Source organism: Sulfitobacter brevis (assembly GCF_900112755.1).
In the GTDB taxonomy this organism is placed as follows: domain Bacteria; phylum Pseudomonadota; class Alphaproteobacteria; order Rhodobacterales; family Rhodobacteraceae; genus Sulfitobacter; species Sulfitobacter brevis.
The window spans coordinates 64701-89497 of the sequence record NZ_FOMW01000013.1; the positions used below are offsets into that span (position 1 = coordinate 64701).

Below are 24797 nucleotides of genomic sequence, written 5' to 3' on the forward strand. Positions count from 1 at the left end.
GCCGGTTGCCCGCTAACGCACCTTCGCCCAGAACGTCGATTTACGATCAAACTTTGCGCGCAGCAACTCGAGGTACCGCGCATGTGTGGGGAAGCTGCGATAGTCGGTGATCTCGGCGTCAAGTATTGCACAATCTGCGAGATGATCAGCGGCTCGGTCATATCGTGATGACCGGCCCTGACCGAGCGCAAAATCGATCATAGACCGTAGCAGGATAACTGCAGCAAGCGGCTGGCGAGTGCGAAGCACCTCGGCGGCAGATGTCAGAAGCGCTTCGTCCTGCCCGTCAAACTCGTTCGCGCGGGCCTCAATCAACTGTGCTGCTGTCAGCAAGTCAGGCCAACCGAGGCAGAAGGAGAGTGCGCTGGCGACATCCGCAAACTGCAAAACATGCTTTTTCGCGCGGTCCTCAGCCTCAACATCGTCAAAATCCGCAAGACCTTTAAGATGATCCCGCAGGTGTGTCTGGTTCAACGTGGCAAGGAAACAGGCCCAACGGTGGGTTTGCGCGTCCTGCGTTCGCCCCAACGCATCAAGGCAGGCGATATAGGCGGCATCCCAAGCCTCCTGCCCGACGGCACGCTGATCCTGCTGCGCATTGGATAAAAGGGTCAGCGCCTCTTCGGCGCGGGACTGCTCCAGCAACAAAAATGCGACCTCGGCTGCGATATCTTTGCGCTTCAACTCCGCATCCGAATACTGCAAGATATAGGCAGTCGTGTCCCCCGCCGCAGTCGCGATTTCCTGCAACCAGCTTTTCACCATCCGCGCTTTGCGCTCCGCTGCGTATCGGCTACCGCCTCTGAGTTCGCGCAGAAATTTGATTGCCTCGTGATCCTGTGAACCACCCTTGCGAGGGGGCGCGGCATAGGTCTCGATATGTGCGGTTAACCTTGCCAGACCAATGGTGCCAAGCGATGGGCCCAGCAAAGATATGATCCCGTCCCATTCACCGTGCGCATTGTCTTGCAGGGCACCCCAGACACGGTCGGCCAGCGCCTCAGGTTCAAGTTGCGCGCGCGGCGCAATGTGCTCCAATTGCATGATCGCTGCGCGAAAGACGTCACCCACATCACCTTTGCTATCGTCGACGCGTCCATAAACCGATGGCGCGATTTCGGTAAACTGCCATAACAAGTCGACCGCGAGGGTGGGATCGTCGGGCGCGATCTTTTCGACGATCATCGCCACTTGCGTGCTCAGATCTTTGATCAACGCTTTGCGTTTCCTCCAACCGACAAAGCTAGTTGATTTCCGGATCGAGGCAAGTCGCTTTCGCACGTCATGGGCAAGCTCCGCAGCGCCAAGCCTGTGGCTTAGTTCCAGCCGCAGTCGCCGTTTGATATCTGCACTGCCGGTGCTGACTTCCATAAGCAAGGCAGCCAACTGCTCGGCGCCAAGCGCTTCAAGATTGCTATGGTTCAGGGTCTTTTTCGACATGCCCAAAACTCGCATTTGCTGTGCTTAAAGGAAAGCGATCACATCGGAGCCGCAGCTTGGCGGCCCCGAGGGAGGGATTTGGCGCCATGATCTATCGCCAAAATTTATTTAGCTCTGAGACCCGCCAGCTTGCCGCAAGTTCTAGGCCGGTACCAAACTTTTTCGCAATGCAATTTCCAAAGTTGCCTGATCATAGGGCTTGGTGAGGCTGGTCAGCCTAGGCCCGACTTCTTTGTCGTCGATATACTCCTGCGGATCGGCGCCCGAGGCGACGATAATCGCCGTATCCGGAAATTGCGCTGTGGTGTGGCGGATCAGATCCATCCCCGATCCGTCAGGCAGACCAAGATCGGTGAGCAAAATGTCAAAGTTGCACTCACCCAAGCATGCTTTCGCTTCGGCAATATCCCCCGCCTCGGTAACCTCATGGCCCATATCGGAGAGCATGTCAGCGGTCGCCATCCGGATCAGAACGTCATCCTCAACCAGCAGCACTTGCAGGCCAGCAGTCGCGTCACGCTTGGCAGAGTCGGCCGAAGAGCTTCCCTCTTCGTTCGCGGGCATATCTGGCGCACATGCTAGTGTCTGACGGTCCAGAATTTCGTGGATTTTCTGGGCCAGCCGCTCACGTGTATAGGGTTTGCTGAGCAGTTCTACCCCATCATCCAAGCGACCTGCATGGACGATCGCATTCTGCGTGTAGCCCGAGGTGAAGAGCACACCGAGGTGCGGCAGACGTTCCTTGGCCATGCGGGCAAGCTCAGGGCTGCGCAGTGCGCCGGGCATCACTACATCGGTGAACAGCAGATCAATCTTGAGACCGCTGTTGATGATCGCCATCGCGTTGTCTGCGTTCTCGGCCGTAAGCACGGAATAGCCCAGATCGCGCAGCAGATCGACGACCGTTTCCCGCACTGCGGCGTCATCTTCGACGATCAGAATAATCTCGCCCTGCCCGGGCGGCGTGGTCGCGGCTGGCAGGATTTGCTCGATCTCTTCTTCCTTGCGGGTTCTCGGCAAATATACCCGAACGGTCGTGCCCTGCCCCTCTTCGCTGTAGATTTTAATGTGGCCGCCGGACTGTTTGACGAAGCCGTAGACCATGCTGAGGCCGAGGCCGGTGCCTTCGCCTGTCGCTTTGGTTGTGAAGAAAGGGTCAAAGACCTTTTCGATAATGTCAGGCGCGATGCCGGTTCCGGTGTCGGTCACCGCGAACATCACATATTGGCCCGCAATCACATGAGGATGCGCATCGGCATAGGCATCGTCCAGCGATGCATTCCCAGCCTCGATTGTCAGCTTACCGCGATGATCCATCGCGTCCCGCGCATTTATCGCTAGATTGAGGATGACATTTTCGACCTGCGTAGGATCGGCAAAACAGTTCCACAGACCGCCGGAAATCACAGTCTCCACCTCGATCGCCTCACCCAGTGTCCGGCGCAGCATATCGTCCATCCCGCGCACCAAGCGCCCGATATTGTTCGGCTTCGGCTCCAGTGGCTGCTGGCGCCCGAACGCAAGCAATTGCGCGGTCAGTTTGGCGCCACGGCTGACACCTGCCATCGCGTTTTCCACCCGCGATTTCTTGGGGTCATCTAGTGGCAGCTCTTTTAACAACAGTTGAAGATTGCCACCGATAACCTGCAAAAGGTTGTTAAAGTCATGGGCAACACCGCCGGTTAATTGTCCGACAGCTTCCATCTTCTGGGCCTGCACGAGCTGTGTTTCCAAACGGTCACGCTCGGCCATCGCTTCCTCAACGCGGGTTTTCAGCGCGTTATTGAATGCAAGCTCGGCATTGCGGGCCTTTAGCTCGTCGGTGAGATCGCGCGCCTCGATCACCGTCCCAACCGTGCGCCCGCGCCCGTCTTTCATTGGCGAGGCGGTGAACCCGACCGGATAAAAGCTACCGTCCTTATGAACGAAAGTTTCCTCGCCTTGCGTCTGATTGTTCTCGGGAAAGGCGCGATCAATCTCGCACTCTTCAATGGGAAAGTGCCGCCCGTCGGGATGGGTATGATGCACCACATCGTGCAAGGTGCGGCCGACTGTCTCTTCGAATTTATAACCGGTAAGCGCTTCGGCGGCCTTGTTCATAAACACACAATGCTGGCGGTCATCCATCATGAAAATAGCCATGGTGGTATTGCTCAAGATCGCATCGAGCCGCGCGGAGGCTTCCTTTAGCGCTTCTTCGGTTTGTTTTTGATGGGTGACATCCCGGACTGCCGCGTAAAAGATCTTCTCGCCATCGGCTGTGATGAGCTGCAAATGGATCGCCACCGTGTAGCAAGACCCGTCTTTGCGTTGATGCACCGTTTCAAAATTCAACTCGGAGCGTTCGCCAACGATCAGCGGATCGACCATCGCCAAAAACTCGCCACGCGACAGATCAGGTTTGATGTCCCAAGGGGTCAGATTCTGCATTTCCTCCACGGTAAATCCAAGATTTTCCCGTGCAGCGCGATTAACGAACGAAAACTTAAAGTCATCTGCCGAGAAGACATAAGCTTCGCTGGCCGAACCCTCAACGATTACCCCGAGGCGCTCGCTGGTCATACTCACCATATCATGCATGTTTTGCCTCTGAAATCCGAATACTTGTTAAGCGCCATGCGCCCTCCTCCGAATCCGGAGAAAGCCACCCCATATTTTTTAGGTCTCGCGGCGCGCATTACCAGCGTGTTTTTTCCCGTTCAATTACATTTCGCAACTTTTTAAGCCTGTTTTGCTGAAATAATACAGACTTAAGTATCTCAGTTCTTTTGTGAGGTGCTGGACATAGAACACCGCATAAAAATATCCAGCTATTTTAGCAACTAACAGAAAAACGCCCCGACAATGCGGGGCGCTGCTTTACCTTTATACTGGGCGGCTTGGGCCAACGAGCCATCGCTAAAGCCTGCATTTGCCGCACTTTAAGCTCTGCGGCATCGCGTGCTTGCCTCTTAAAGTCCCAAAATAGTGCGGGCCTGCTGCCATGTGGCGACCGGACGGGCGTATTTCTCGCAAATCTCAACGGTCCGTTTCACCAGTGCGGCGTTAGAGGGGGCGAGCCTGTTACGATCCAGCCGAACGTTGTCTTCCAGACCAGTGCGGGCATGGCCACCGGCAGCAATAGCCCAATCGTTCAAAACGGCTTGATTTGCACCGATCCCCGCGGCACACCATGCCACATCATCGCCGAGCAGCCGTTTGACCGTCTGTACGTAATAGTCAAACACGTGGCGGTCCGCAGGCATGGCGTTTTTAACGCCCATCACGAACTGGACATAGGGAATGTCTTTGATCTGGCCTTTGGCATGCATTTCTGCGGCCTTGAGAATGTGGCTTAAATCAAATGCTTCGATCTCAGGCTTGACGTTATGGGTCAGCATTTCCGATGCCAGCCAGTCCACCAGTTCAGGCGGGTTTTCATAGACGCGGGTTGGGAAGTTGTTTGAACCAACCGATAACGACGCCATGTCAGGCCGAAGTGGCAACATACCCCCACGCGCCTGCCCTGCGCCCGACCGGCCCCCCGTTGAAAACTGGATGATCATGCCGGGGCAATGCTTTTCCAACCCTTCTTTGAGCCGCGCGAATTTCTCAGGGTCTGAAGTGGGCGTCTCGTCTTCATTGCGCACATGGGCGTGACAGATGGCAGCCCCTGCCTCAAACGCCTCGTGTGAGGATTCAACCTGTTCGTTGATTGAAATCGGCACTGCCGGATTGCTCGCCTTGGTCGGCACGGAGCCGGTAATCGCGACGCAGATGATGCAAGGATTTTCCATGATGTCCCTTAAATATCGAAAAAGATGGTCTCGTTTGGACCTTGAAGATGAATGTCGAAACGGTACTGCGCATCGCCGGTCTTGTCGGCCAGCAAGGTCGGTATCCGGTTCTGGTGCTCGATCCGGATGAGGATCGGGTCCTGCGCGTTGGCGTCGGGTTCGTCCGCGAAATATACCCGCGTTTGCAGCCCGATGTTGATGCCCCGCGCAACAATCCAGACGGTGATATGCGGCGCCTGCATGCGCCCGTCAGAGAACGGTACTGCGCCAGGTTTTACGGTCTCAAAGGTGAATTCCCCTGTCACCGGATCGCCAGCTGAACGGCCCCAGCCGGTAAAATTTGGATCGGCTTGCCCGCGAGTTTCATTGGCAGAAGCAAACAGACCTGCCGCGTCAGGCTGCCAGATTTCGATCATCGCATCGCGCAGTGGCGTGCCGGTGCCATCAAAAACAGCACCTTTCAAAGTGATCTCCTGGCCCCTTACCGCGCCCGTTTTCATCGTCGCGCCGAGATCACCGCCGTATGCCTTGATGCCGGCAAAATTCGGCGTGCATCCGATGTGCACATATGGCCCCGCAGTCTGGCTGGGGCTTTCCTTCAAATAGGACAGGTTTTGCGTCATCGTCACAGCCCCTCTTTACGGTTTTCGAAAGAGGTTTGTCTCCGACCGCGCAGCACAATGTCGAACTTATAGGCGCGACTGTCCATCGGCACCGTCCGGTGCATATCAAGCAGTGCCGTCAACGCATCTACCGCCTCGGCCGATTTGAGCGCGCCAACAATCGGGCAAAGTTTGATATGCGGATCACCCTCGAAATACATCTGGGTGATCAGACGTTGGGCAAACCCGTGACCAAACACCGAGAAATGGATATGCGCGGGGCGCCAATCGTTCATGCCGTTGGGCCAAGGATACGGGCCGGGCTGGATCGTACGAAATTCGTAGGTGCCGTCTGCGCTGGTAATCACCCGCCCGCAACCACCGAAGTTCGGGTCAAGTGCGGCGAGATAGCTCTCTTTCTTATGGCGATATCGCCCGCCCGCATTGGCCTGCCAGACCTCAAGCAAGGCACCGGGGACCGGACGGCCCATTTCGTCCAGCACGCGACCATGCACGATAATGCGCGGTCCGATGGCGCTTTCGCCAGCCTGCGCATAATTGTGGATCAGGTCGTTATCCAGTTTGCCGATAAGATTGTGACCGAAAACCGGCGAAGTCTCCTCGCTGAGCGTCGAGGGGAACGAAAGTAATGCTGCCTGCGGGCTGCGTTTGATACTCGTTTTATAAGGTGGCGTCAGCGCATCCGGCTGCCAGTCGCGATCGCGAGGAACGAAGCCTCCGATTTGTGTGCTGTCGCTCATATGTCCACCCCCATCTCAGCAAAGGTTGCTTTGGCCAGCTTTATGGCATGATTGGCCTTGGGCACGCCAGCATAGACGGCAACATGCAGAAATGCCTGCAAAATCTCGTCAGGCGCAGCGCCGGTATTCTGGCTCGCGCGGATGTGCATCGGGATCTCTTCAAAATTACCAGTCGCCGCCAACAGAGCCAACGTGAGCAACGACCGGTCTCTGCGCGAGATCGTGTTGTCCGCCCAAAGCGTGCCCCAGGCGCCCTCGGTAATCATGCTTTGAAACGGGGCATCAAAGTCGGATTTATTGGCTTCGGCGCGGTCTACATGGGCGTCGCCCAGAACCTCCCGCCGGACCGCTATGCCGGTGTCAAAACGTGTCGTCATATCCGTGTCCTCCTTAAAATTCATGCAGCCCGCAGCGGCAGCGCAGCGTCAATATGGCAGGCCGACATAGTTTTCAGCCATCGCCTGTTGCGCAGCCTTGTTCGAGCGCAAGAACTCCAGTTCGGAAATCTGCATCTTCAGGTCAAACTCGGACTGGTCGGGATAGCGGTGCAGCAGCGACGAAAACCACCATGAGAACCGCTCCGCTTTCCAGACCCGCTTCAGCGCTTTTTCCGAATAGCTGTTGATGCCCTCCTCGGAGCCAGCCTCATAGAAATCGCACAACGCATGGTAGAGATAATGTACATCCGACGCAGCAGTATTGAGCCCTTTTGCACCGGTCGGCGGCACGATATGCGCCGCATCGCCGCATAAAAACAGCCGCCCCCAGCGCATCGGTTCGGTCACAAAGGACCGCAGCGGTGCGATCGATTTCTCGATTGATGGGCCAGCAATCAACTTATCGGCCTGTTCGCTCGGGATACGGCGCTTCAGTTCTGCCCAAAACGCTTCATCCGTCCAGTCCTCAGGATGGTCGCTGAGCGAACACTGGATGTAATAGCGGCTGAGATTGTCGTTGCGCATCGAACACAGCGCAAAGCCGCGCGCCGAATTTGCATAGATCAACTCGTGATTGACGGGCGGCGTGTTGCTCAGGATGCCGAGCCAGCCGAAGGGGTACACCTTTTCGTATTCGCGCCGCACATCAATCGGGATCGTTTGACGGCTGACACCGTGAAACCCGTCACAGCCCGCCACAAAGTCACAGGCAATCTCTCGGCTCTCGCCGTGCACAGTATACGTAATCATCGGTTTGTCGCTGTCCGCACCTCGGATCACAACGTCTTCGACCTCGAATTCAATTTTACCGCCTGCCTTTTCGCGCGCTTCATAGAGATCGCGGGTCACCTCGGTCTGGCCGTAGACCATGACAGGCTGCCCCGTGAGTTCGGCAAAATCGATACGGAAAATCTCCTCTCCGTAGGAGATCAGCGTCCCATCATGCGCAAAGCCTTCAGCGTGCATCCGTTCTGCACAGCCAGCCTCTTCCATGAGTTTTACCAATCCTTGCTCCAAGACCCCTGCCCGGACCCGGCCCAGAACATAGGCTTTGGTTTTGCGTTCCAGAACCACTGTTTCAATGCCGCGCTGGTGCAGAAGCTGCGACAACAGCAGACCCGCAGGACCGCCACCAACAATCGCTACCTGAGTTTTCATGTCGCCCTCCGCTCCGCCTTGGCTTACCTTAATGTGCAAATGCTGACATTATAAATGAGAATTTGAGCAGGTTAGTTGCCGATATGGAAAGAAACAGACTGAGGCGGATTAAGATGAGGCACCTGTCCGCCTTTATCGAAACCGTCCGGTGCGGCAGCCTGAAGGCTGCGTCAGAGCGTATTTTCCTCACCCAGCCCGCAATCTCAAAGACCCTGAAAGACCTCGAGAACATCCTTGGCGTCGCGCTTATGCACCGCGACCGCAGCGGGATCGAGTTGACCCGGGAGGGCGCGGTCTTTCAGCAGTTTGCAGAACAAGCGCTCGCGGCATTGGGACACGGGCTTGCCAGTCTCGACGCCCTATCTGCTGGCACCGCGGCACCTCTGCGGGTCGGCGCCCTGCCGAGCGTTGCCGCCGATTTGTTGCCTGATGTCATCATGCAATTTGCCGAATTTTCGCCCGCGACGCCGGTCATGGTTGAGGACGGGCCCATCGAAGGGCTGATCGACAGGCTGCGTGCAGGCGCGTTAGACCTGATTGTCGGGCGCATGGGGCCGCCAGAGAGAATGGTCGGCCTGTCGTTCACGCCGCTTTACGCTGAACAGGTGGTCTTTGCCGTCGCAGCCGATCATCCGCTGGCCGCAGCGGACACCCCCGAGATGCTGGCGTCGGCCTGTGTTTTATACCCGCCAAAGGGGGCCGCGATCTGCTCAGCAGTGGATCGATTCTTGCTGTCACAGGGGGGCGCTGATTGGCCAAAGCGGATTGAGACAGTGTCAGGTGCCTTTGGTCGGGCGATGACGTTGGGGCCTGCTCAGGCTGTATGGATCATCTCGCAGGGGGTCGTGGCGCGCGATATTGCGGCAGGTCGCATGGTTAGGTTGCCCATAGATACCAGCACGATGGCGGGCCATGTCGGCATCATGGCCCGCTCCGAGGAAGACCCGACACCGCCCATGCGGCTATTTCGACAGGCCTTACTGGAGCCGCGCACAGCGACCGCATTCGCGCATGACCGACCGAGGTAGATCAAAAGTCTTACATAAATATTTCGGCAAGGTGCATCACTGGAGGGTCTGATGCACCTTGCTCTTTTACGGCTTTAGAAGCCGTGTCTGAAGATGTTTAAGGGCCGTTTTTCTGAATGGGACCACTAGGCCTTCGACCGGCCGCGTGTTGGCTGTCGGAGAATGGACTACGGTGCTTCGAATTGCCCATCTCGCTGTCAAACTAGATTTCAAGCATGGCGGCCAACGTAGCACTTCGAAAAAACCCGAACACATGCCAGACCGTTCAATTCCCAAACCAGATCGCCCTGTACCAACCCGTATTTGCCGTTCTTGATGCAGACCATCTGGGTTTTGCCGATCAGCGCCGCCCGACGACGCGTCTTTTCCAAGTTTCCAAGTTGTATCACCATGAAAAATCCTCCTACTCCTAAAATTTAATTTAACAAATTCCCTCGGCGCACGCGCGCCTTCACAGGGCTATCGAGCATATCTTTACGTATAGAGGTCTGCCCATTCGCAAAGTCAGGATACAAAAATGGCGGCCGAAGCCGCCATCAACAGAAGCATGAACCTTAGGCTAGCTCGGGAAGATTTTCTTCATATGGGCGTCAAACTCGTTCCATGTGATGACAGCGCGGTTTCCGGCATAGCCATGATAGTAGGACTGGCCGGTCGCGGTCGGAAATCCGGCCCAGATCCGTGCTAGGTTCTCCATAAAGCGGTGTCTCGAGATCTCCCCCGCGACGAAGGAACTATAACCCGCATCCTCAAGCAAAAAGTCCGCCAACATGTCCTGAACCCGACTAGTAAACACCGTGTCTTGGCCCAGCCCAGCTTCGCTAACGAGGCTTTTGAGCGTGGACGGGATGAACTGGTATCTGCCGATTGCGTGGGGCTGACCTGGCGTACGGGCGATCCAACGGTAAATCTCGCTGATCGTCATATGGGTTGGCACCTTGGCGGGACGTTTCTTTGCACCATGCTGGATCGCATCATAGCCGCGGGTGCGCGATTCAGCCCAGCCGATCAACGTTTTGAGATTTGTGGCCGATGGCGCGTTGAGCCTTACAGGAATAGAGCGGCGCCTTACTTTACGCGGTTTTTGCATCATCGCGGTGTTCAGGTGAATGCGCTCGTGCGTCCCGGTGTCCAGCATCGTGCGTGATATATCGCCTGCGCTGCTAAACGAGCCATAGCTGGCAAAAGAAAACGTTTCTGCCGCCGCTCCTTGGGATGTGAATATGGTGACCATGCAAACAGCAGCGGCCAATCCTCTCAATCTCATCGGAAACTCCATCTATTTGTTCTGTTGCCCCCAGAGTATCGCGGATTTGAATGAATATTTCATTTGAGCAAAGGGGGTCTGAATCGTGGCAAAAGGATAGGAGCCGCGGCAATTGGAATAGGTCTTTGCACCAAGGCCTATAACTGGAAGCAATGCCTGCGAAATATACTGACAGTTCACTCTGGAATTAATAGCGAGCCACGCCGTAGATGCGCATAGGGCGTGGCTCTTTCCTGGCAATAGGCGCTTCCGTCAGTTGCCAAGAAATCCGTCAAGCTGGTCCCACAACGAGTTGTCGAGCAGCAGCTTAAATCTCAGGTAGAGTCCTTCTTGATAAAGGGCACTTTGGCCGGCGACCTGCCCTTCTGCACGATTGTAGCCAATCGCCAACAAGGTCCCCCGTCGCGGCGAGAAGCCAAATTCAGCGCCCAACCCATTGGTCGCATTTCCCAAATTGTCCCACAGCCGCGCCGCATTCACGCCCAACTCGAAACGGTCATCGCTGAACTCGTAGTTTACACCGGCCTGAAGAAGCTGCGTCGTCGCTTTTGTACCAACGCCATTCGTCAGGCTGATCTCCTGAACCTGTCCCGCATATTTCCCGTTCACCCGCAGATCCTGGTTGATCTCATAGGAAGCATCGACGGACCACATATGTGTCTCCGAGCGATTTTGTTGCTCTTCAAGGCGGTGTTCGTACCACGCCAAGGCTTCGAAGCGAGGGTTACTGATCGGCCGATATGCCAAACCGGCGCGGGTTCTGACCCGTCGGTCGTCGGCGCCATTCCGTCGATCAATGGCAATCCGGCTACGTCCCAAGAAGGTAAGATCCGGTGTTAATCGTCCCGCGAGGCCGAAACTTGCATAGTGGGTGCGTCCGGTGTCCTCGAAGGTCGTGTCAAAGTCCGCATCCCCCACCCAGTCGCCGTCGGCTGTCCCCCACTTTGCTCCGACGGCGACGCTTGTCAGGTCATGCTCGCCCGATTCCATCCGCCGCGCATGTTCTATGTCAAAACTGAACGAAGTTACTTTATTAACCTGCCAAGTGGCGGACATGCCCTGGTTGTAGACAGTATCGGTTTCACCAATGCCGCGTGTCATCTCGGTGCGGCCGCTCAGCCACTCGTTGAGGTTATACGAAAAACCGATACGAGCCCGCGACAAAACTGCACCATCATTAATTGTCAGCTCGACTTCGTTGTAGGAGCGCCAGCCATTTGTCGGCTCACGGTACGTCCTCAATGTAAGTTCTGCTGGCCGGTCAGCTCCGCCAATAGGATAGCGCAGCCGTGCCTTGATAACGGTGTCGGGACGCCCCTTCGGGGTCCAATGTGCGCCGAGGAGCAGGGAATTCTCAGTGTCCGTCTCGCCAGCGATCCGCGTATTGCGGACCTCAACCCCAATGTCACCGCGAAAGTGCTTGTTAAACTGCCGTGAATAAAGCGCATCCATAGTCAGACGTCTTGAGCCGTCATTCCGGTCCCGAACATACTCCGCCCCGATAACGATATCACTTTTCCGGTCGATTTTATGCGCATAAGTCAGTCGGAGCTGGTCTGTTCCAGCGCGCGCCAATCCACCATGGGTTAGGAAATTTTTCCCTGTGTGGATCAACTCGATGGAAAAACGGTCGGTAGTGTTCTGGATGTCATAGGATAGTCTTGCAGCGCCATCGACAACGCCCACATTATCCTCCGATCGTGCGGCTTCCGCTTCCCAGATACCCCCTAGCGCGTCCTCGTGACGGATATAGCCGGACTGTAAACGTTCCCGAGCAGGGCTGCCGATCGGTGCGTCCGCATGCACTGCACGTGCGCCAATTGTAGTCTGATCGCCCAGCGCATAGTTGACTTCGCCGCCATAGAGCCCATATCGCTCTGCGCCCTCTTGCTCAGTTTCATAAGTGACCCTGATTGAAACCGGGTTGCCATCCGCATCGAACTGCCGGACTGGCGCGTCGAAAGTGATCGTGTTGCGGAAAAAGTCTAGAATATAATCGGTGCCACGGCGCATTGGCGTGGCGGAAAGGATATCATCACCTTCTTCGTCACGGACCAGAATTTCCACCCGTTCTGAGCCTTCGACATAGCCTCCAAGGTCAAGATCATAGGGCCCCGACACGCCGCGACCGCGAATTTCTTGGGTCATCTGTTCTTGAGCGGTGCGGGCCCCGAAGACAGTGACAGATACCTTGTCGTTTTCCCAATGTGCCTTGGCACCCGTGGCCACACGGCGCTGACCACCAAGTTTAAAGGCCGTGGATTCCGGCTCGATCGCAATATCGCCGTAGAGCACATAGGACCTGCCCTTCTCAACTTTGACGAACAGATTTGTCGACGATTGCGCGTCAGCACCACGTTCCGAATTATCGCCATAGACGGGGTAATTCTCATCGCCCCGAATATCTCGGAACAGCCGATCTTCGGTATCTCGGTCAGAGCTGTAGCGCAGGGTCAACAGTGCATCTCCACGGATGACGCCCTTCAGATAAAGCTCTCCGCGCAGCCCTGTGATTGTATTTTCAAAGGAATTCAGACGGTCGGGCTCCAACACAGCGCCGGTCGAAGTGCCGTCGCCAAGTGCGATAGCCCCCTCGATTACACCGATAATGATGCGCTCGTTAAGATCGGGTGTGAAGGTGATAGTCGCCTCTACCGATCCAAATGCACCTGAGACTGTAATACGGTCCGGACCGGAGACTTGCGGCGGGATCAAGCCGAAAGTCGCTTCCCCATTATCGAGATAGGCCTGCACGCCAGGCGTCCCGGTCCGGATATCCGTCACATCCCAGCCCGAACGTTGCGCGCGCAGGGTAACTGTCCCCGAGGCTGGCACCGGCAACCCGCGTGCGTCCAAAACCCGCACAACCACGGGCACAACCGAAACAGGGTTTGCAGAGGCGGTCTTTGGCAGGATCAGCTCTAGCTTGGCAGGTTTACCAGGCGCGATCAGGGTGATTTCCTTGCGCATACGCTCAATGCCAAAACCGTCTTTACCGACTAACGTGAGCCGATTCTGACCGGCGGACAGGTTAACAGCGACAAACTCAGCCGCTTGCACGTTTTTTGCGGCCAGATTTGTTCGCTCGCCTACCCGTTCTGGCCCAAGCTCCACACCATTCAGCAGCAATGACAAGGTTTGGTCCGCTGGTCCCTTTACCCGTATATTCTGGGCGCGCCGGGTCACAGTCTGGCCATCCTCGAAGTCAATGAACCCAGGTGCGGCATCAATGCTCTTAATTAGGTTTCCCAGTGTTTGACGTTGCGCGGCAAGCTCGGCTTTTTCAGCCAAGGTCTCCGCCTCCTCCAGCTCCGCGCGGCGCTTGGCGATCATCGCGGGGGTCACCTGTGCCGTCGTTGCAATCCCGGCTTCATCTCGCGACGATCGATTTGGTCTGCGCTGCCCTGCCATCGGCAGATCGGCGGCAGTCAGGGATTCACGATTATCGCGCCCTTCGAATATTGCACGGCGATCAGCGATCTCTTTGAATGCTTCCGGCGAGCAGGCTGCGACAGCAAAATGTTCGGCACGCAACTCACCGCGTTTCAACGGCACTAGTCGCGACCCACCGCCGCGCAGGTCATTGGTACGAGTCACAGCAACCTGTGTGTTGACCGGCAGCGTTTCACTTTGGACCAAAAATGCATGGGTGACCGGGCGCAGGCCAAACAGGGAGTATTTGCCATCGATATCCGTAACGACGGAGAGACCTTCTTGCGTGATGATGCGCACGCCCGGAACGCCCGGTTCCGACAAATTGCCACGTATGCCATCGCCATCACAGTCCATAAAGACCGAGCCGATGACAGTGCCTTCGCGAGCAAAAACCCCACCTGCATTGGTCAATTGCACAACCGCACGGGCTGGGGCAGACTGGCGCGGCGTTCCCGTGCCTGCCTGGCGGCCGGAAAGCAGGGCGGTGTTCTCGTTCCGCCCTTCACGGGCGGCGGCTGTAAAATGCATGACGTAGCTCAATTCATGCGTGGACAGCGGCTCTAGATCCCCAAGATAATAGGTCATGTCGCCACTACCATCCATTGCCGGATCGGCCAGCGGTTCTCCATTAAGCGCAGCCGAACCTGGCACATAGGTTACCCCATAGGGAGCACGGTCCAAAACTTCGGCATTTACCAGCCCTTGGTCCATGTTGTTGCCGAACGTCAGCGTATAAACGACAAACTCACCGTTTCCGACGCTGGTGCGATCAGCCGTTTTCAGGAGAGAAAGGGGCGCGCCGTAATGCGGGTCGACAGGAATATCCGAGACAAAAACCGGACCACCACCATGGCCGAAATCCGCCCCATATCCAGCCTCAGTTACCTGTCGCCCAAAGCCCACGAAACTCAACCGAACCGAAGGGTGGTTCCACGCTGGTGCATTAACCACCTCATAGCGGTAGCGACCAGCGGGTGCCGAGAGAAAGGTAAAAAAGCCTCTATCATCCGTCAAAGTGCGCTCTTGTTCAGTGCCTGTGACAACATCGATTAAAGCGATGGTTACACCACCGATTGGCGCGTTAGAGATCGAGTTAAACAAGAAGTTACCGGGGTTGATAGCAAGGTCGTCCTCAAGAAGTGTGCCGGCGCAAACGGCAGAGCCAAACAATCTGTCTCCCTGATTAGTCGCCATGACCCCATCACCAGGCAACGGCATATCCATCCGCACCAAAGGCAAGGCGGTGGTGATAAATATTCCCGAATTTGCAGCGGTTTCTATAGCGACAATGGTTTCCACATCGCCCGTAAGAAAGCTGCGTACTGTCACGTTTGTCCGGTCAATGTCGCGCGTGAGGTTGCAGCCAGCCGCAGTCAGCCGCAGGCGACTATCGGTATCGGGATGGCCGAATTCCTGCTCTTCGCCGGTTTCAGGGTCCACAAAGATCAACGTGCCAGTCAGTGTTTCATCCCGCGTGTAAATTGTGGTGTTGGATGCGACCTTTGCGGAGAATTCTGCCTCGTCTAAATAGGCCTCGGCTGTGTTGAAGACCGTTACATTTCCCAATTCACGCGGAATGTTAACTTGAAACGACGGATCGCTCGAGCGTCCAACCGGGTAGTCGCCATCCTTGAAAAAGGCGACTGCATCAATCTCCTCAATCCGAACTGGCTGCGAGGATTGAAAGCTATAGTCTGGCTGCCCGCGCAGGTGGTATAAAGGCACAAGGCCCGCAGTCTCGGAAATCCCGTAGAAGACTGTATTCAATGGAATTTTATCTCGCAGCAGAACACCAGAGCGGACAGCCCCGTCAATGCGCAGTGCTTGGCCTTCGATTTCGTTGTAAGCAGAAACATTGCCTTCGGAGTTATTGCGCAAATGCAGCATGTAAGTGATGCGGACGCCGCTATCGGTTTCGCTAATCATCTGCTGCTTTTCCAGCTCAAGCGCGCTAGAAACGATTCGTGTGAGACCCAGAGCGCTTCCGGTTACGCGCACCACAACGGGTTCACCACCTTCCACGGTCGCGGTCACAACGAGAGCAGAACTCATCGTGTCGCCGGGCGTCGCGTCGATGGAGACGCGGAACTCATAGATGAGCTGCAGACGCGCGCCTGCTTCGATGGAGAACGGCCCGGTTATGTCCATATCGCCTTCGGCGCCATCGATGATGCCGTTGCCATTCAAATCAAAAACAAACCGACCGCCTGTGGTTAATGCGGCGCCAAGAGTGTCTTCTATAGACATTAGCAACTGAAGCGAGACGTTACCTGTATTAAGCACATTGAAATAATATTGGGCAAAGGCACCACGGGTCAGCAAAAGATCAGAGGTCCCGTTGATCTCGACAGCAGGGACAATCGCGACCTCGGCTTCAACAGCGTTCGAAAAAACCGTCTCAACAAAACCAAGCGCCGTATTGTAGTATGTCGTCTCGGCGATATTACGGATTACAACCCCGCCAGGAGCCGGAGTAGCCATCAAGGGCTGGGCGGCAAGTGCAAACATCAGCGCGACCATTCCGGCCAGTTTAACTGCGCTAATGCCCACATTGTGAAGAAAACTGCGCATCAGCCTACTCCTTAAGGGACAAAATGTTTTGGAAGAAGTTATGGGGCGCCCCCAATCAGGGGAGGTGTCGGGGGCGCCTTAGTTCGCTTATTCGTCCACTTGAACAGTGAACTCTAGTGTGGCGAACTCACCTGGGATCACCGAGCCGTGTGCGCTCGAGATACCGGTACCGGTTATCGTGGCTGTAGCGGTGGGTGGGGTAACAGCTTCAGCACAGGCCGCGAAGCAGTTGGTTACCGCTGTGTAGGCAGGTGCCGCGTCAGAGATGGTAACGTTATTGGCGGTAGATGTGCCGGTGTTTTCAGCAACAATGCGGTAACGGATACACTGCCCTGGTTCGACATTCTGACGGTTCTTGGTGAAGGTACCTACTGCTCCAGTACAAAGAGGATCTACGTACTGCAGCTTGGTCAGCGTCATATCACCTGAGATGATAGTGACACGGTCTTCCACATCGTTGTTCGTCGTGTCGGCATCAGTACCCACACCGTTCAACAATGAAGCCAGCGTGATGGTTCCGATTTCGGACACACCTGGCGTTGCCGTGGATGGTGTCTGGACACGGTAGATCACCGAGATGGAGTCTCCCGAAGCAAGACCGTCGGTTCCAACAGCAACCCCGTCAGTCAGATCGTCGAAGTTATCGATGACCGTTTCGCCAGCATCGATTACTCCGTTGGCGTTCGCATCCCAGAACAGAGCGCCAGAGAAGTTAGTCAGGCCCCCTATGCTGATCGCACCTTCAGTGATATCAACGTTGCCGGAGTTGGTGATCGTGTGAAGCATGTCGACAATGCCACCGGGCGATGCCTGCGCGCTTTGGTCATCAATGATCTCGACATCATAGACCTCACTCACTGTAACTTGGTTGACGATCCGGTCGCCTTGACCCGACACAGCAGACAGCACGGCGATATCGATAAGCGTGTCGCCGGGAGGTGCCAAATCAGAGGGCGTGATGACGACTTGGAACGCTTGGGTGCCGCCGGCTGGTACCGTACCTGTATTGGTAGCAACGGAGCCGTCGGGGAGCAGGAACACTACTGTCCAGCCTGCAGGCAGTGGTTGATCCAACGACAGGTTATAGCTGTCGGATACCGGACCGTTATTCTCTACAACCATGTCATAGATAATCGGCTCGCCTGGATCAGTGGTGTAGGTCACCCATGGGTTAACTCCGTTGAGTGGGAACGCACCGTCACCTTCGGAACCAACAACGTTATTTTCCAGATCTACCGCAGACGCCAGCACAGCACCGTTAAATTCGGCTGTCGAGGTATCGGACGCACCAGAACCGTCAGAAGTCGTGGTCACTGTTGCAGTATAATCTGCCGTCGCAACTGGAACTACATTTGTTGGAAGTGTCGCAATCAAAGTCACCTTGGCGCTCGCACCAATCGCGAGGGGGCCAACCGAGCCAATGATCGGGGTAACCCCATCAGCACCAACAAACCGGAACGTCGTACCTGCAGGGTAGTCCACATTGGAAACTTGCAAGGCCAAGCTGTCTGCCTGATTTGACAGGTTAGTCAAAACAAACTCATGTCGGATTGTACCGCCCTGGTAGGTAACCTGGCTGTTTTCGGTTACGATGTCATCATTATTGGTGTCATCATCTGTTGCGGAGAAGATTGCTGCGTTTGGTGACCCGTCAGCGTTAATGGCTGTATCAGCAATGGCTACAGCATACTGGTTATCAACGCGGACCGAAGCGGTGTTGGATGGCGGGAAGTTAGGGTCGCCATCGATCTGTTGGGTTGCAACGTTGGGGATGATCCCTGCGTTTGCTGTGGAGGCGATGGTCGCTTGAAAAGTCACACGACCGGAACGGCCGGAGCGAACTTCGGACAGCAAGAAGTTGACTGTCTGAGCGTCATCGTAGTCCCAGATAATTGTTTCGCTGGAACCGTTTGTGCCGTCAACGACTGTCGTGGCGTTGTCATCATCCAGCGCACCAGCAGAGTCCGACCAGGTAGCCGAACCCGGCACATAGATCAAATCTGCATCCAGAACGTCTTCGACAAGGTAGTCGACCGCGCTGGTCAAACCAGTGCTGGAATACGTCAGTGTTACTGTAACAGTATCACCTGCATCGACAATCGCGGTGTTCCCGCCAGAGCCGGCATCCGCCACCATCGATTTGACCAATTCCACAATCGCCCCGGTGGAGACTGTCAGGGTATCGGTATTGCTGACTGTCTCGGCGCCATCTAGCGTGGAGGCTGCGGTTACAAGGATGGTCTCGCTGCCCGAAGCACTGGAGGCCACAGTCGCCTCAATCACCACACCGAACTGTTCGCCAGCGCCCAATGTCGGGGTCGAGGTCAACGGAGTTGCGCTATCTGCGACACCATCAAGGTTCGCATCCGGATAGAAGATCAACTGCGTCGTGTCGAGGGTGCCGGTGCTATTTTCTACGGCCGTCAGGTCAAAGCTGTCTGGCCCGTTACCTTCGTTGGTAATGATGTGCGGCAGGAAAGCTTTACCACCTGGCGCGATCGTTTCAGTGTTGTCTGACGTCATGGTGACACCGGCAACCTGCTGCACAATCGTTTCGACCGTGTTGGAGGTTACCGTAATCGTGTCACCAGCAGAATTTGTATAGGTTGCCACGGCTTGGTTACCAATGACAGAGCCGGCCTCCGGAGAGGCAGCGAACACTGCGGCCCCGATGACGGAGCTAACCGCCACGGCGCTGGCGGAGCGCATAAAGAAGGATTGATAGGTCAAAGTTTTTTTCCTCTGTTTGGATAGTGGGTTCAGGTGAACCGGTGCGGAAGGTCGGTTCAGTCAACGCGGACGCGGTAGCTGTTTTGTGCGGACTCGCCGGCCTTTAGAGGCTCGGAAAGGGTCCACCTGACTGCCGCAACTTCTTCCTCGGGCAGCGGTTCTTCGCGCAAGCTGCCGTCTGCTTCGAGGACCTTGCGCACAGCGGGAAGCGTCGACCATTCAAGGCCTTCATGCTGTGGGTCTAGTTCTGCCTGAACCTCGAAGATTGCCTGTATGGAGGTCGCCTCGTTCCCGATTTTAAGGGAGACGCCGTCGGGGACGGGTGCGGCGATTACGATGCCTGACATCGCTTCCTCCGTCTTATTTTCGTGATTGAGCTGGTAGTGAATAATCTCACCGGGGCGAACGGTCTTCCGTTCAACGAGGATTTCATTTCCCTCATCGTTTTGCTCGACGATGAGGAAAGAAAAATCACTCGAAAGCGCTTCTGCCGAGGCCGATAAACCGGCCATAGAGAGTACCATCCCGGCAATAACAGCTCGGGATATTTGGGGGACATGCGTAAACATCAATGTTTTCCCTTGAAAGCCGGAGGTCGTGCCGGCGGTTGCATCAAACGGCAGATTGGAAGCGCCGCTATTCGCTCATATTCAGGGAAAACATCTCAGGAAGCATTTGCGATTTGGACTAAGTTATTGAAATATAAGACATTCCGCTATCCATAAGAATAGGTCGCTCTACATCTGTCGGGGATAATTCTATCATTTCGGATATGTCAAATAGCGACGAAAACAAGGCAGCGCCGCTAATACCGGCCCTACAAGCTGCGCAAACTGCGGCTTATTCCATTTCTGCGAATCTGATGGGTGGCGACCTTGCCGATCGGTTTCGAAAGGCATAAGGCGCACCGTCCAATTGGGCAGCAAAGCAGAGCATCAATTCAGTTGTTGGTTGCTCCGCGGAGTTACGTAAGGCGCTGCCAAGCAAAAAGGCGCAACGTCATTAAACGCCACGCCTTGCAGAAAAGGGTCATCGGTTAGTCTGCCTCAAATGAATCCGGCATCCCGCGCAATCATCGCTGCATCTGTGCGGTTCTTGGCTTCGAGTTTGCGACACAGCGTTTTGACGTGCAGCTTGATCGTGACCTCCTGCAATTCAAGGTCGCGCGCGATTTCCTTATTGGATTTCGCGCTCATCAACCGTCGCAAAACCTGACGCTCGCGATCCGACAAGCTTTTCTCAAAATCGGTTTCTTCCGGATTGTCCTTGCCCGACATGAAATTGACAGGAGCATAGATCTCCCCCGCCGCCATAAATCTCACTGCGTTCACCAGCGATTTGGCAGGCAATGTTTTAGGAAGAAAGCCGATGGCACCCATTTCCAGCGCCTGCTCGGCGATCAGCCGGGTCGCGGTGCCGGAAATCAATCCGACAGGTTTACCACCATTTGCCTCGATCACCCGTTTGAGCCCGTCAAGACCCTTCATGCCGGGCATGGTATAATCGAGCAGCACCAAATCGAACGGTCCGTCCTCGGCAATCTTGGTGAGCGCTTCTTGAAGGTTGCAGGCGGCCTGTGTCTGCGTGTCGCCATCAGCGTCCAGAAACATCGCAATCGTTTCGCGAACCATATCGTGGTCATCCGCGATTAAAATCTGCAAAGTCATTTTCTATCCTTACTTTATATTTCGCCGCCCCACCGATCCACTGACGAATTAGATCGGATTTAATCTAATTCACAGTAAATTTTCGCCGAAACACCCCTGACTATTCACCGTCTCTACGGCCTATACTTTAGTATAGCATGTTTGTTCTTCTGCTCACTCGCAGAAACCAGCAAAGGGGTTAATATTGTGTTACAACCTACAAAAAAGGCTAATTACATGCGATTAAAAAATTCCCTGTCTGCTGCTTTCGCCTTGATCCTCGCGCTCGCAACAAATGCGCAGGCCCAAGACGACGTCACCGTGCTCAGAGTAGCTGCAAACGGTGTGGAGCAAGAATTCACGCTGGCCGAGCTTCAGGCCCTGCCCGAGCAGTCTTTCGAAACCACAACGATCTGGACTGAAGGGCCGCAAGAATTCGCAGGGGTCTCTCTCAAGACCTTGCTGGACCATCTCACCGTAACGCATGGGGACATCAACGCGACCGCCATTAACGATTACACAATCACGATCCCCTTTGAGGATGCGACACGCGCTGGCCCGATTATAGCCTATCACATGAACGGTGACGAAATGACGCGCAGGGGCAAAGGGCCGCTTTGGATTGTTTACCCTTATGACAGCGATTTAAAGTATCAAACGGAAACCATCTATAGCCGGTCTATCTGGCAGCTTGATCGCATCACTATCGAATAAGAGCACTACACGCCCCGGGGGGACGGATGTCAAAAACAACAGAATCCGCGACCTCGCCGATATGGGTCAAAGCACTGCTGGCACTCTGCCTGACTGCGGGAATGCTTGCAGCAGGCTACCTTTCCTATAGCGTGTGGGACAAGATCCGCATGCTAGATCGCGCACACCAGGACCACACCGAATGGGTGTTTTTCCAGCTTGAGATTGAATATCTAAAACTTGATCGAGCGGTGGATCAAGCACGGTCCGGTAAGGCTGAGGACCTTAAAGACCTCCGCAAGCGATTTGATATCTTCTATAGCCGAGTTGAGATCGCGGGACAGTTTGAACAACACGTCTCGGTCGCCTCTGATATTCAAAAACTGCGAGAAGCCTTGGAGGGCCAATTTGCCCTGATCGACGCGAAGGATGCCACTCTTTCTGCGGGACTTGATAGGATCGCACAGGTATTGAAGAGCGTCGAGAGCCTGCCGCGTTCGATTGCACTTCAGTCCATCGCAATCGCTGCGGAAATCTCCGAGACCGAACGCAATCGCATCGTAAAGCTCACTGAAATCCTTGCACTGGTGGCGCTCATTATTGCCCTGGCCTTGTTAGGCGCAATCGCAAGGTTGATGCGGCAGACCGCTTCGCTTAACCGTGCCTCCGCCGAAGCTCAGGTTCACCACTTGCAACTTTCGACAACGCTGCGGGCATCCCTCGACGCGGTCGTCGTTATCGATAGTGAGGGCGTGGTGAAAGACTTCAACGGCTCTGCTGAGGATATCTTTCGCATTACAAAGGAAAAAGCGGTCGGGCAAAGCTACATCGATCTGCTGATCCCGCCGAACTTGCGAAGCAAGCAACACAAATTGCTGGAAAACTTTCAATCCGATAACAATGCATTCGCGGCAGACGCTAAACGCCGGGAATATGAGATGATCGATCAGAACGGGCGCGTGTTCCCCGTAGAATTCTCGGTTTCGCTGGCGCGCTCCGGCGAGGGACCGATCTTCGTGACCTATATCCGCGATATTACCGAGAAGCGCCGCAAAGAGATCGAAATCACCCAAGCTCGCGACGACGCGCTTGCGGCTTACCGTGAAAAATCGCGTTTCTTTGCAATGATGAGCCATGAGATGCGCACCCCGCTCAACGGTGTGCTCTCTGCTTTGCAACTGCTTGGCGACGGGCGGTTGGACCCCGAACAACAGCGCTACCATGATGCCGCCGTCACCTCCGGTGAAATTTTGTTAAGCCATATCAACGATGTCTTGGCGATCGAACGCAGTGAAACTGGCACCAACGACGAGCAGCGCAAACCTTGCGATATCGGCATGCTAACATCGGGCATTATTGGCACGATGGAGCCCTTGGCGACGACATCAGGCACCAAGCTGCATCTGAACCAAGAAGAATTGGAGGGTGGGGTCATCACCACCGACCCCCGCGCCATTCAACAGATACTCGTTAACCTTCTGAGCAATGCGATCAAATTCAGCCCCTCGGGTAATGTTACCCTCCGCTCCTTTGTCGAGGAGGCGCAGGACGGTGCAGAATATCCGGCGCTGCACCTTGAAGTAATTGACGATGGCCCAGGAATTCCTGAGAACGAGATCGCCAGAATATTTGAAGACTTCGTATCACTGGACAGCCGTTACGAACGGCAAACTGGCGGTACCGGGTTGGGCTTGGGCATTGTGCAGCGCTTGGTCAAAGGTCTGGACGGTGAGATCGACTGCGTCTCGGTAGTAGGCACAGGGACGCGTTTTATCGTCAAAATTCCCGCCATCCCCGCCAGCGAGACCGATCTTGCGGCGTCCCCCCTGCCCGTGCCGCAACCGGCAAGTGCGTTTCGCCTTAACCTGCTGGTGGCAGACGACAACAGGATAAACCGCGACTTGCTTGAGGCGATGTTACATAGAATGGGGCATGATGTTATGTTGGCAGCGGGCGGTATCGAAGCTGTGCAGTTTGCCACGGAGCATAAATTTGATGCGATCCTGATGGATATTTCGATGCCGGATATGAACGGCATCCAAGCCACCCAGATGATCCGCAGCGGTCAGGGACCAAACAGCGATACCCATGTCGTCGCCGCAACCGCCCACGCTCTGCCAAAGGAGCGGGCTGAATTCAAGGCGGCAGGAATGACCGGGTTTATTCAAAAACCATTGGACATGAAAGTCTTGGCCGCGGCACTTATGGACCTGCATCCTGTTGTTAAGACTGCCTCCTTTCAGCCCAGCAAGGCCGCCCAGATCGAAGCAGCGCAACGTGCCGTATTGAACGAGGCACAGGTGCGGGAATTGCTGGATGTCTTGGGACGCGAAAAGCTGTCCGAGCGGCTGGCCAAGCTGTATCAACGGGTCGACGTTGATATCCCCGCGCTCGTTGACGCTAAAACAATTGAAGATATGCAAGTCAGGTCGCATGCCCTTGCCGGGATGTGCGGCATGTTCGGAGCTGACCGTCTGTATGATGTGCTGCATAATATCGAAACTGCGTGCAAGAACCACGATGAAATCCGCGCCCGAACTCTTATTGACGGGGTTACTTCGGTATGGTCGGCGACCCGGACAGCGCTGCGCCAGCGGGTCCTACAGTAGGTCTTTGCTACAATAGAGCACCCATACGTTATCGCCCGTGAGTGAAGGTGCTTTGACAGGCTTCGGCTACCGACTAATTATATTCCATTAGCGGAATGTTTAAAAAGAGGAGCCCCTCCTCTGGACCTTCCTGTTGGAGTAATCATGTTCAAACCTTTTATCGCCGCCGGCTTTGTCAGCATCGCGACCCTGCTGCCCGCCTTTGCAGACGTCGTCTCCATCGAAGCCGTGATGGTACCACAAGAAACCATCCGAATGGATTTTGCCGATGGCAGCAAACATTTCGTTCTCATGGTGCGTATTCCGGTGCATCCGGCCGGTCATTCCGACAACATCCGGCCACCTAAACCGGTGTATCCGGCCGCCCTTGTTTAGCGGCTGCGAGGCCTGAGTTTTTAGTTAACCGTTTTGGGCGCTTTCGTCACCTGTTTTGAGTTTGGTTTTTCGCATGCTCTGGCCGTCGAGTTCGACGCGATATGCGTTGTGTACGAGACGGTCGAGAATGGCATCTGCGAAGGTAGGTTCACCGATCACGTCATGCCAGGCGTCGATGGGCAATTGGCTGGTGATCAGCGTTGATCCGGCTTCATATCTGTCTTCGACGATCTCCATCAGGTCGCGCCGCTGGCTGGCGTTGAGACGGT

18 protein-coding genes are annotated in these 24797 nt (G+C 55.4%); 4 read left to right on the forward strand and 14 right to left on the reverse strand.

Features of this window, described 5'->3' with window-relative positions; translation table 11 throughout:
• Window positions 1–12: 12 nt before the first annotated feature.
• The 7 genes from BM174_RS16455 to pobA form a co-directional block, all read right to left on the reverse strand.
• Window positions 13–1440, reverse strand: a complete 1428-nt coding sequence (locus BM174_RS16455; protein WP_093924953.1) for a DUF6880 family protein — start codon at window positions 1438–1440, stop codon at window positions 13–15.
• 141 nt (window positions 1441–1581) lie between these two features.
• Complete coding sequence (locus BM174_RS16460) at window positions 1582–4002, reverse strand: PAS domain S-box protein (RefSeq protein WP_245766407.1); 2421 nt, start codon at window positions 4000–4002, stop codon at window positions 1582–1584.
• 389 nt (window positions 4003–4391) lie between these two features.
• Complete coding sequence (locus tag BM174_RS16465) at window positions 4392–5216, reverse strand: 3-oxoadipate:acetyl-CoA acetyltransferase (RefSeq protein ID WP_093924955.1); 825 nt, start codon at window positions 5214–5216, stop codon at window positions 4392–4394.
• Window positions 5217–5224: 8 nt separating this feature from the next.
• Window positions 5225–5839, reverse strand: coding sequence for a protocatechuate 3,4-dioxygenase subunit alpha (gene pcaG / locus BM174_RS16470; RefSeq protein ID WP_093924956.1), 615 nt, complete (start codon window positions 5837–5839; stop codon window positions 5225–5227).
• A gap of 2 nt (window positions 5840–5841) precedes the next feature.
• A complete protein-coding gene (gene pcaH, locus BM174_RS16475; protein WP_093924957.1) occupies window positions 5842–6579 on the reverse strand; it encodes a protocatechuate 3,4-dioxygenase subunit beta in 738 nt (245 codons plus the stop codon).
• Window positions 6576–6956, reverse strand: coding sequence for a 4-carboxymuconolactone decarboxylase (pcaC, locus tag BM174_RS16480; RefSeq protein WP_093924958.1), 381 nt, complete (start codon window positions 6954–6956; stop codon window positions 6576–6578). Before pcaC ends, pcaH begins: the two co-directional genes overlap by 4 nt.
• Window positions 6957–7004: 48 nt before the next feature.
• On the reverse strand, window positions 7005–8174 hold the full coding sequence (gene pobA / locus BM174_RS16485) for a 4-hydroxybenzoate 3-monooxygenase (protein ID WP_093924959.1): 1170 nt from the start codon (window positions 8172–8174) through the stop codon (window positions 7005–7007).
• A 113-nt stretch (window positions 8175–8287) separates the two neighbouring features.
• On the opposite strand from pobA, the gene pcaQ reads away from it, so the two are divergent.
• Complete coding sequence (gene pcaQ, locus BM174_RS16490) at window positions 8288–9202, forward strand: pca operon transcription factor PcaQ (RefSeq protein ID WP_245766408.1); 915 nt, start codon at window positions 8288–8290, stop codon at window positions 9200–9202.
• Between the two features lie 209 nt (window positions 9203–9411).
• On the opposite strand, the gene BM174_RS16495 is transcribed toward pcaQ, so the two are convergent.
• The 6 genes from BM174_RS16495 to BM174_RS16520 form a co-directional block, all read right to left on the reverse strand.
• On the reverse strand, window positions 9412–9594 hold the full coding sequence (locus BM174_RS16495) for a hypothetical protein (protein WP_093924961.1): 183 nt from the start codon (window positions 9592–9594) through the stop codon (window positions 9412–9414).
• 167 nt (window positions 9595–9761) lie between these two features.
• Window positions 9762–10469: a lysozyme family protein gene (locus tag BM174_RS16500; protein WP_245766409.1), complete on the reverse strand. Its 708-nt coding sequence runs from the start codon at window positions 10467–10469 to the stop codon at window positions 9762–9764.
• 252 nt (window positions 10470–10721) lie between these two features.
• A complete protein-coding gene (locus tag BM174_RS16505) occupies window positions 10722–16475 on the reverse strand; it encodes a DUF11 domain-containing protein (protein ID WP_093924962.1) in 5754 nt (1917 codons plus the stop codon).
• Between the two features lie 87 nt (window positions 16476–16562).
• On the reverse strand, window positions 16563–19205 hold the full coding sequence (locus BM174_RS16510; protein ID WP_093924963.1) for a beta strand repeat-containing protein: 2643 nt from the start codon (window positions 19203–19205) through the stop codon (window positions 16563–16565).
• Window positions 19206–19261: 56 nt separating this feature from the next.
• Window positions 19262–19774, reverse strand: a complete 513-nt coding sequence (locus BM174_RS16515; RefSeq protein WP_093924964.1) for a hypothetical protein — start codon at window positions 19772–19774, stop codon at window positions 19262–19264.
• Between the two features lie 477 nt (window positions 19775–20251).
• Window positions 20252–20872: a response regulator gene (locus BM174_RS16520; RefSeq protein WP_093924965.1), complete on the reverse strand. Its 621-nt coding sequence runs from the start codon at window positions 20870–20872 to the stop codon at window positions 20252–20254.
• 216 nt (window positions 20873–21088) lie between these two features.
• Between BM174_RS16520 and BM174_RS16525 the strand changes: the two genes are divergently transcribed.
• The 3 genes from BM174_RS16525 to BM174_RS16535 all read left to right on the forward strand — a co-directional run bounded on the left by BM174_RS16525 (window position 21089) and on the right by BM174_RS16535 (window position 24528).
• Window positions 21089–21565 (forward strand): putative pterin-binding protein, encoded by a 477-nt coding sequence (locus BM174_RS16525; protein ID WP_093924966.1) that lies wholly within the window; start codon window positions 21089–21091, stop codon window positions 21563–21565.
• 26 nt (window positions 21566–21591) lie between these two features.
• Window positions 21592–24153 carry an ATP-binding protein gene (locus tag BM174_RS16530; RefSeq protein ID WP_093924967.1) on the forward strand — a complete coding sequence of 854 codons (2562 nt, stop codon included), beginning with the start codon at window positions 21592–21594 and terminating at the stop codon, window positions 24151–24153.
• 144 nt (window positions 24154–24297) lie between these two features.
• Window positions 24298–24528, forward strand: a complete 231-nt coding sequence (locus tag BM174_RS16535) for a hypothetical protein (protein WP_093924968.1) — start codon at window positions 24298–24300, stop codon at window positions 24526–24528.
• A 24-nt stretch (window positions 24529–24552) separates the two neighbouring features.
• Here BM174_RS16535 and BM174_RS16540 read toward each other — a convergent pair.
• The coding region (locus tag BM174_RS16540) for an ATP-binding protein (protein ID WP_177209506.1) at window positions 24553–24797 on the reverse strand (245 nt) is incomplete at its 5' end.

Excerpts from the sequence above, each read along its gene's own strand:
- BM174_RS16455 (WP_093924953.1), bottom strand. The coding sequence starts at position 1,440 with ATGTCGAAAAAGACCCTGAACCATAGCAATCTTGAAGCGCTTGGCGCC.
- BM174_RS16460 (WP_245766407.1), bottom strand. The coding sequence starts at position 4,002 with ATGACCAGCGAGCGCCTCGGGGTAATCGTTGAGGGTTCGGCCAGCGAA.
- BM174_RS16465 (WP_093924955.1), bottom strand. The coding sequence starts at position 5,216 with ATGGAAAATCCTTGCATCATCTGCGTCGCGATTACCGGCTCCGTGCCG.
- pcaG (WP_093924956.1), bottom strand. The coding sequence starts at position 5,839 with ATGACGCAAAACCTGTCCTATTTGAAGGAAAGCCCCAGCCAGACTGCG.
- pcaH (WP_093924957.1), bottom strand. The coding sequence starts at position 6,579 with ATGAGCGACAGCACACAAATCGGAGGCTTCGTTCCTCGCGATCGCGAC.
- pcaC (WP_093924958.1), bottom strand. The coding sequence starts at position 6,956 with ATGACGACACGTTTTGACACCGGCATAGCGGTCCGGCGGGAGGTTCTG.
- pobA (WP_093924959.1), bottom strand. The coding sequence starts at position 8,174 with ATGAAAACTCAGGTAGCGATTGTTGGTGGCGGTCCTGCGGGTCTGCTG.
- pcaQ (WP_245766408.1), top strand. The coding sequence starts at position 8,288 with ATGAGGCACCTGTCCGCCTTTATCGAAACCGTCCGGTGCGGCAGCCTG.
- BM174_RS16495 (WP_093924961.1), bottom strand. The coding sequence starts at position 9,594 with ATGGTGATACAACTTGGAAACTTGGAAAAGACGCGTCGTCGGGCGGCG.
- BM174_RS16500 (WP_245766409.1), bottom strand. The coding sequence starts at position 10,469 with ATGAGATTGAGAGGATTGGCCGCTGCTGTTTGCATGGTCACCATATTC.
- BM174_RS16505 (WP_093924962.1), bottom strand. The coding sequence starts at position 16,475 with ATGCGCAGTTTTCTTCACAATGTGGGCATTAGCGCAGTTAAACTGGCC.
- BM174_RS16515 (WP_093924964.1), bottom strand. The coding sequence starts at position 19,774 with ATGTTTACGCATGTCCCCCAAATATCCCGAGCTGTTATTGCCGGGATG.
- BM174_RS16520 (WP_093924965.1), bottom strand. The coding sequence starts at position 20,872 with ATGACTTTGCAGATTTTAATCGCGGATGACCACGATATGGTTCGCGAA.
- BM174_RS16525 (WP_093924966.1), top strand. The coding sequence starts at position 21,089 with ATGCGATTAAAAAATTCCCTGTCTGCTGCTTTCGCCTTGATCCTCGCG.
- BM174_RS16530 (WP_093924967.1), top strand. The coding sequence starts at position 21,592 with ATGTCAAAAACAACAGAATCCGCGACCTCGCCGATATGGGTCAAAGCA.
- BM174_RS16535 (WP_093924968.1), top strand. The coding sequence starts at position 24,298 with ATGTTCAAACCTTTTATCGCCGCCGGCTTTGTCAGCATCGCGACCCTG.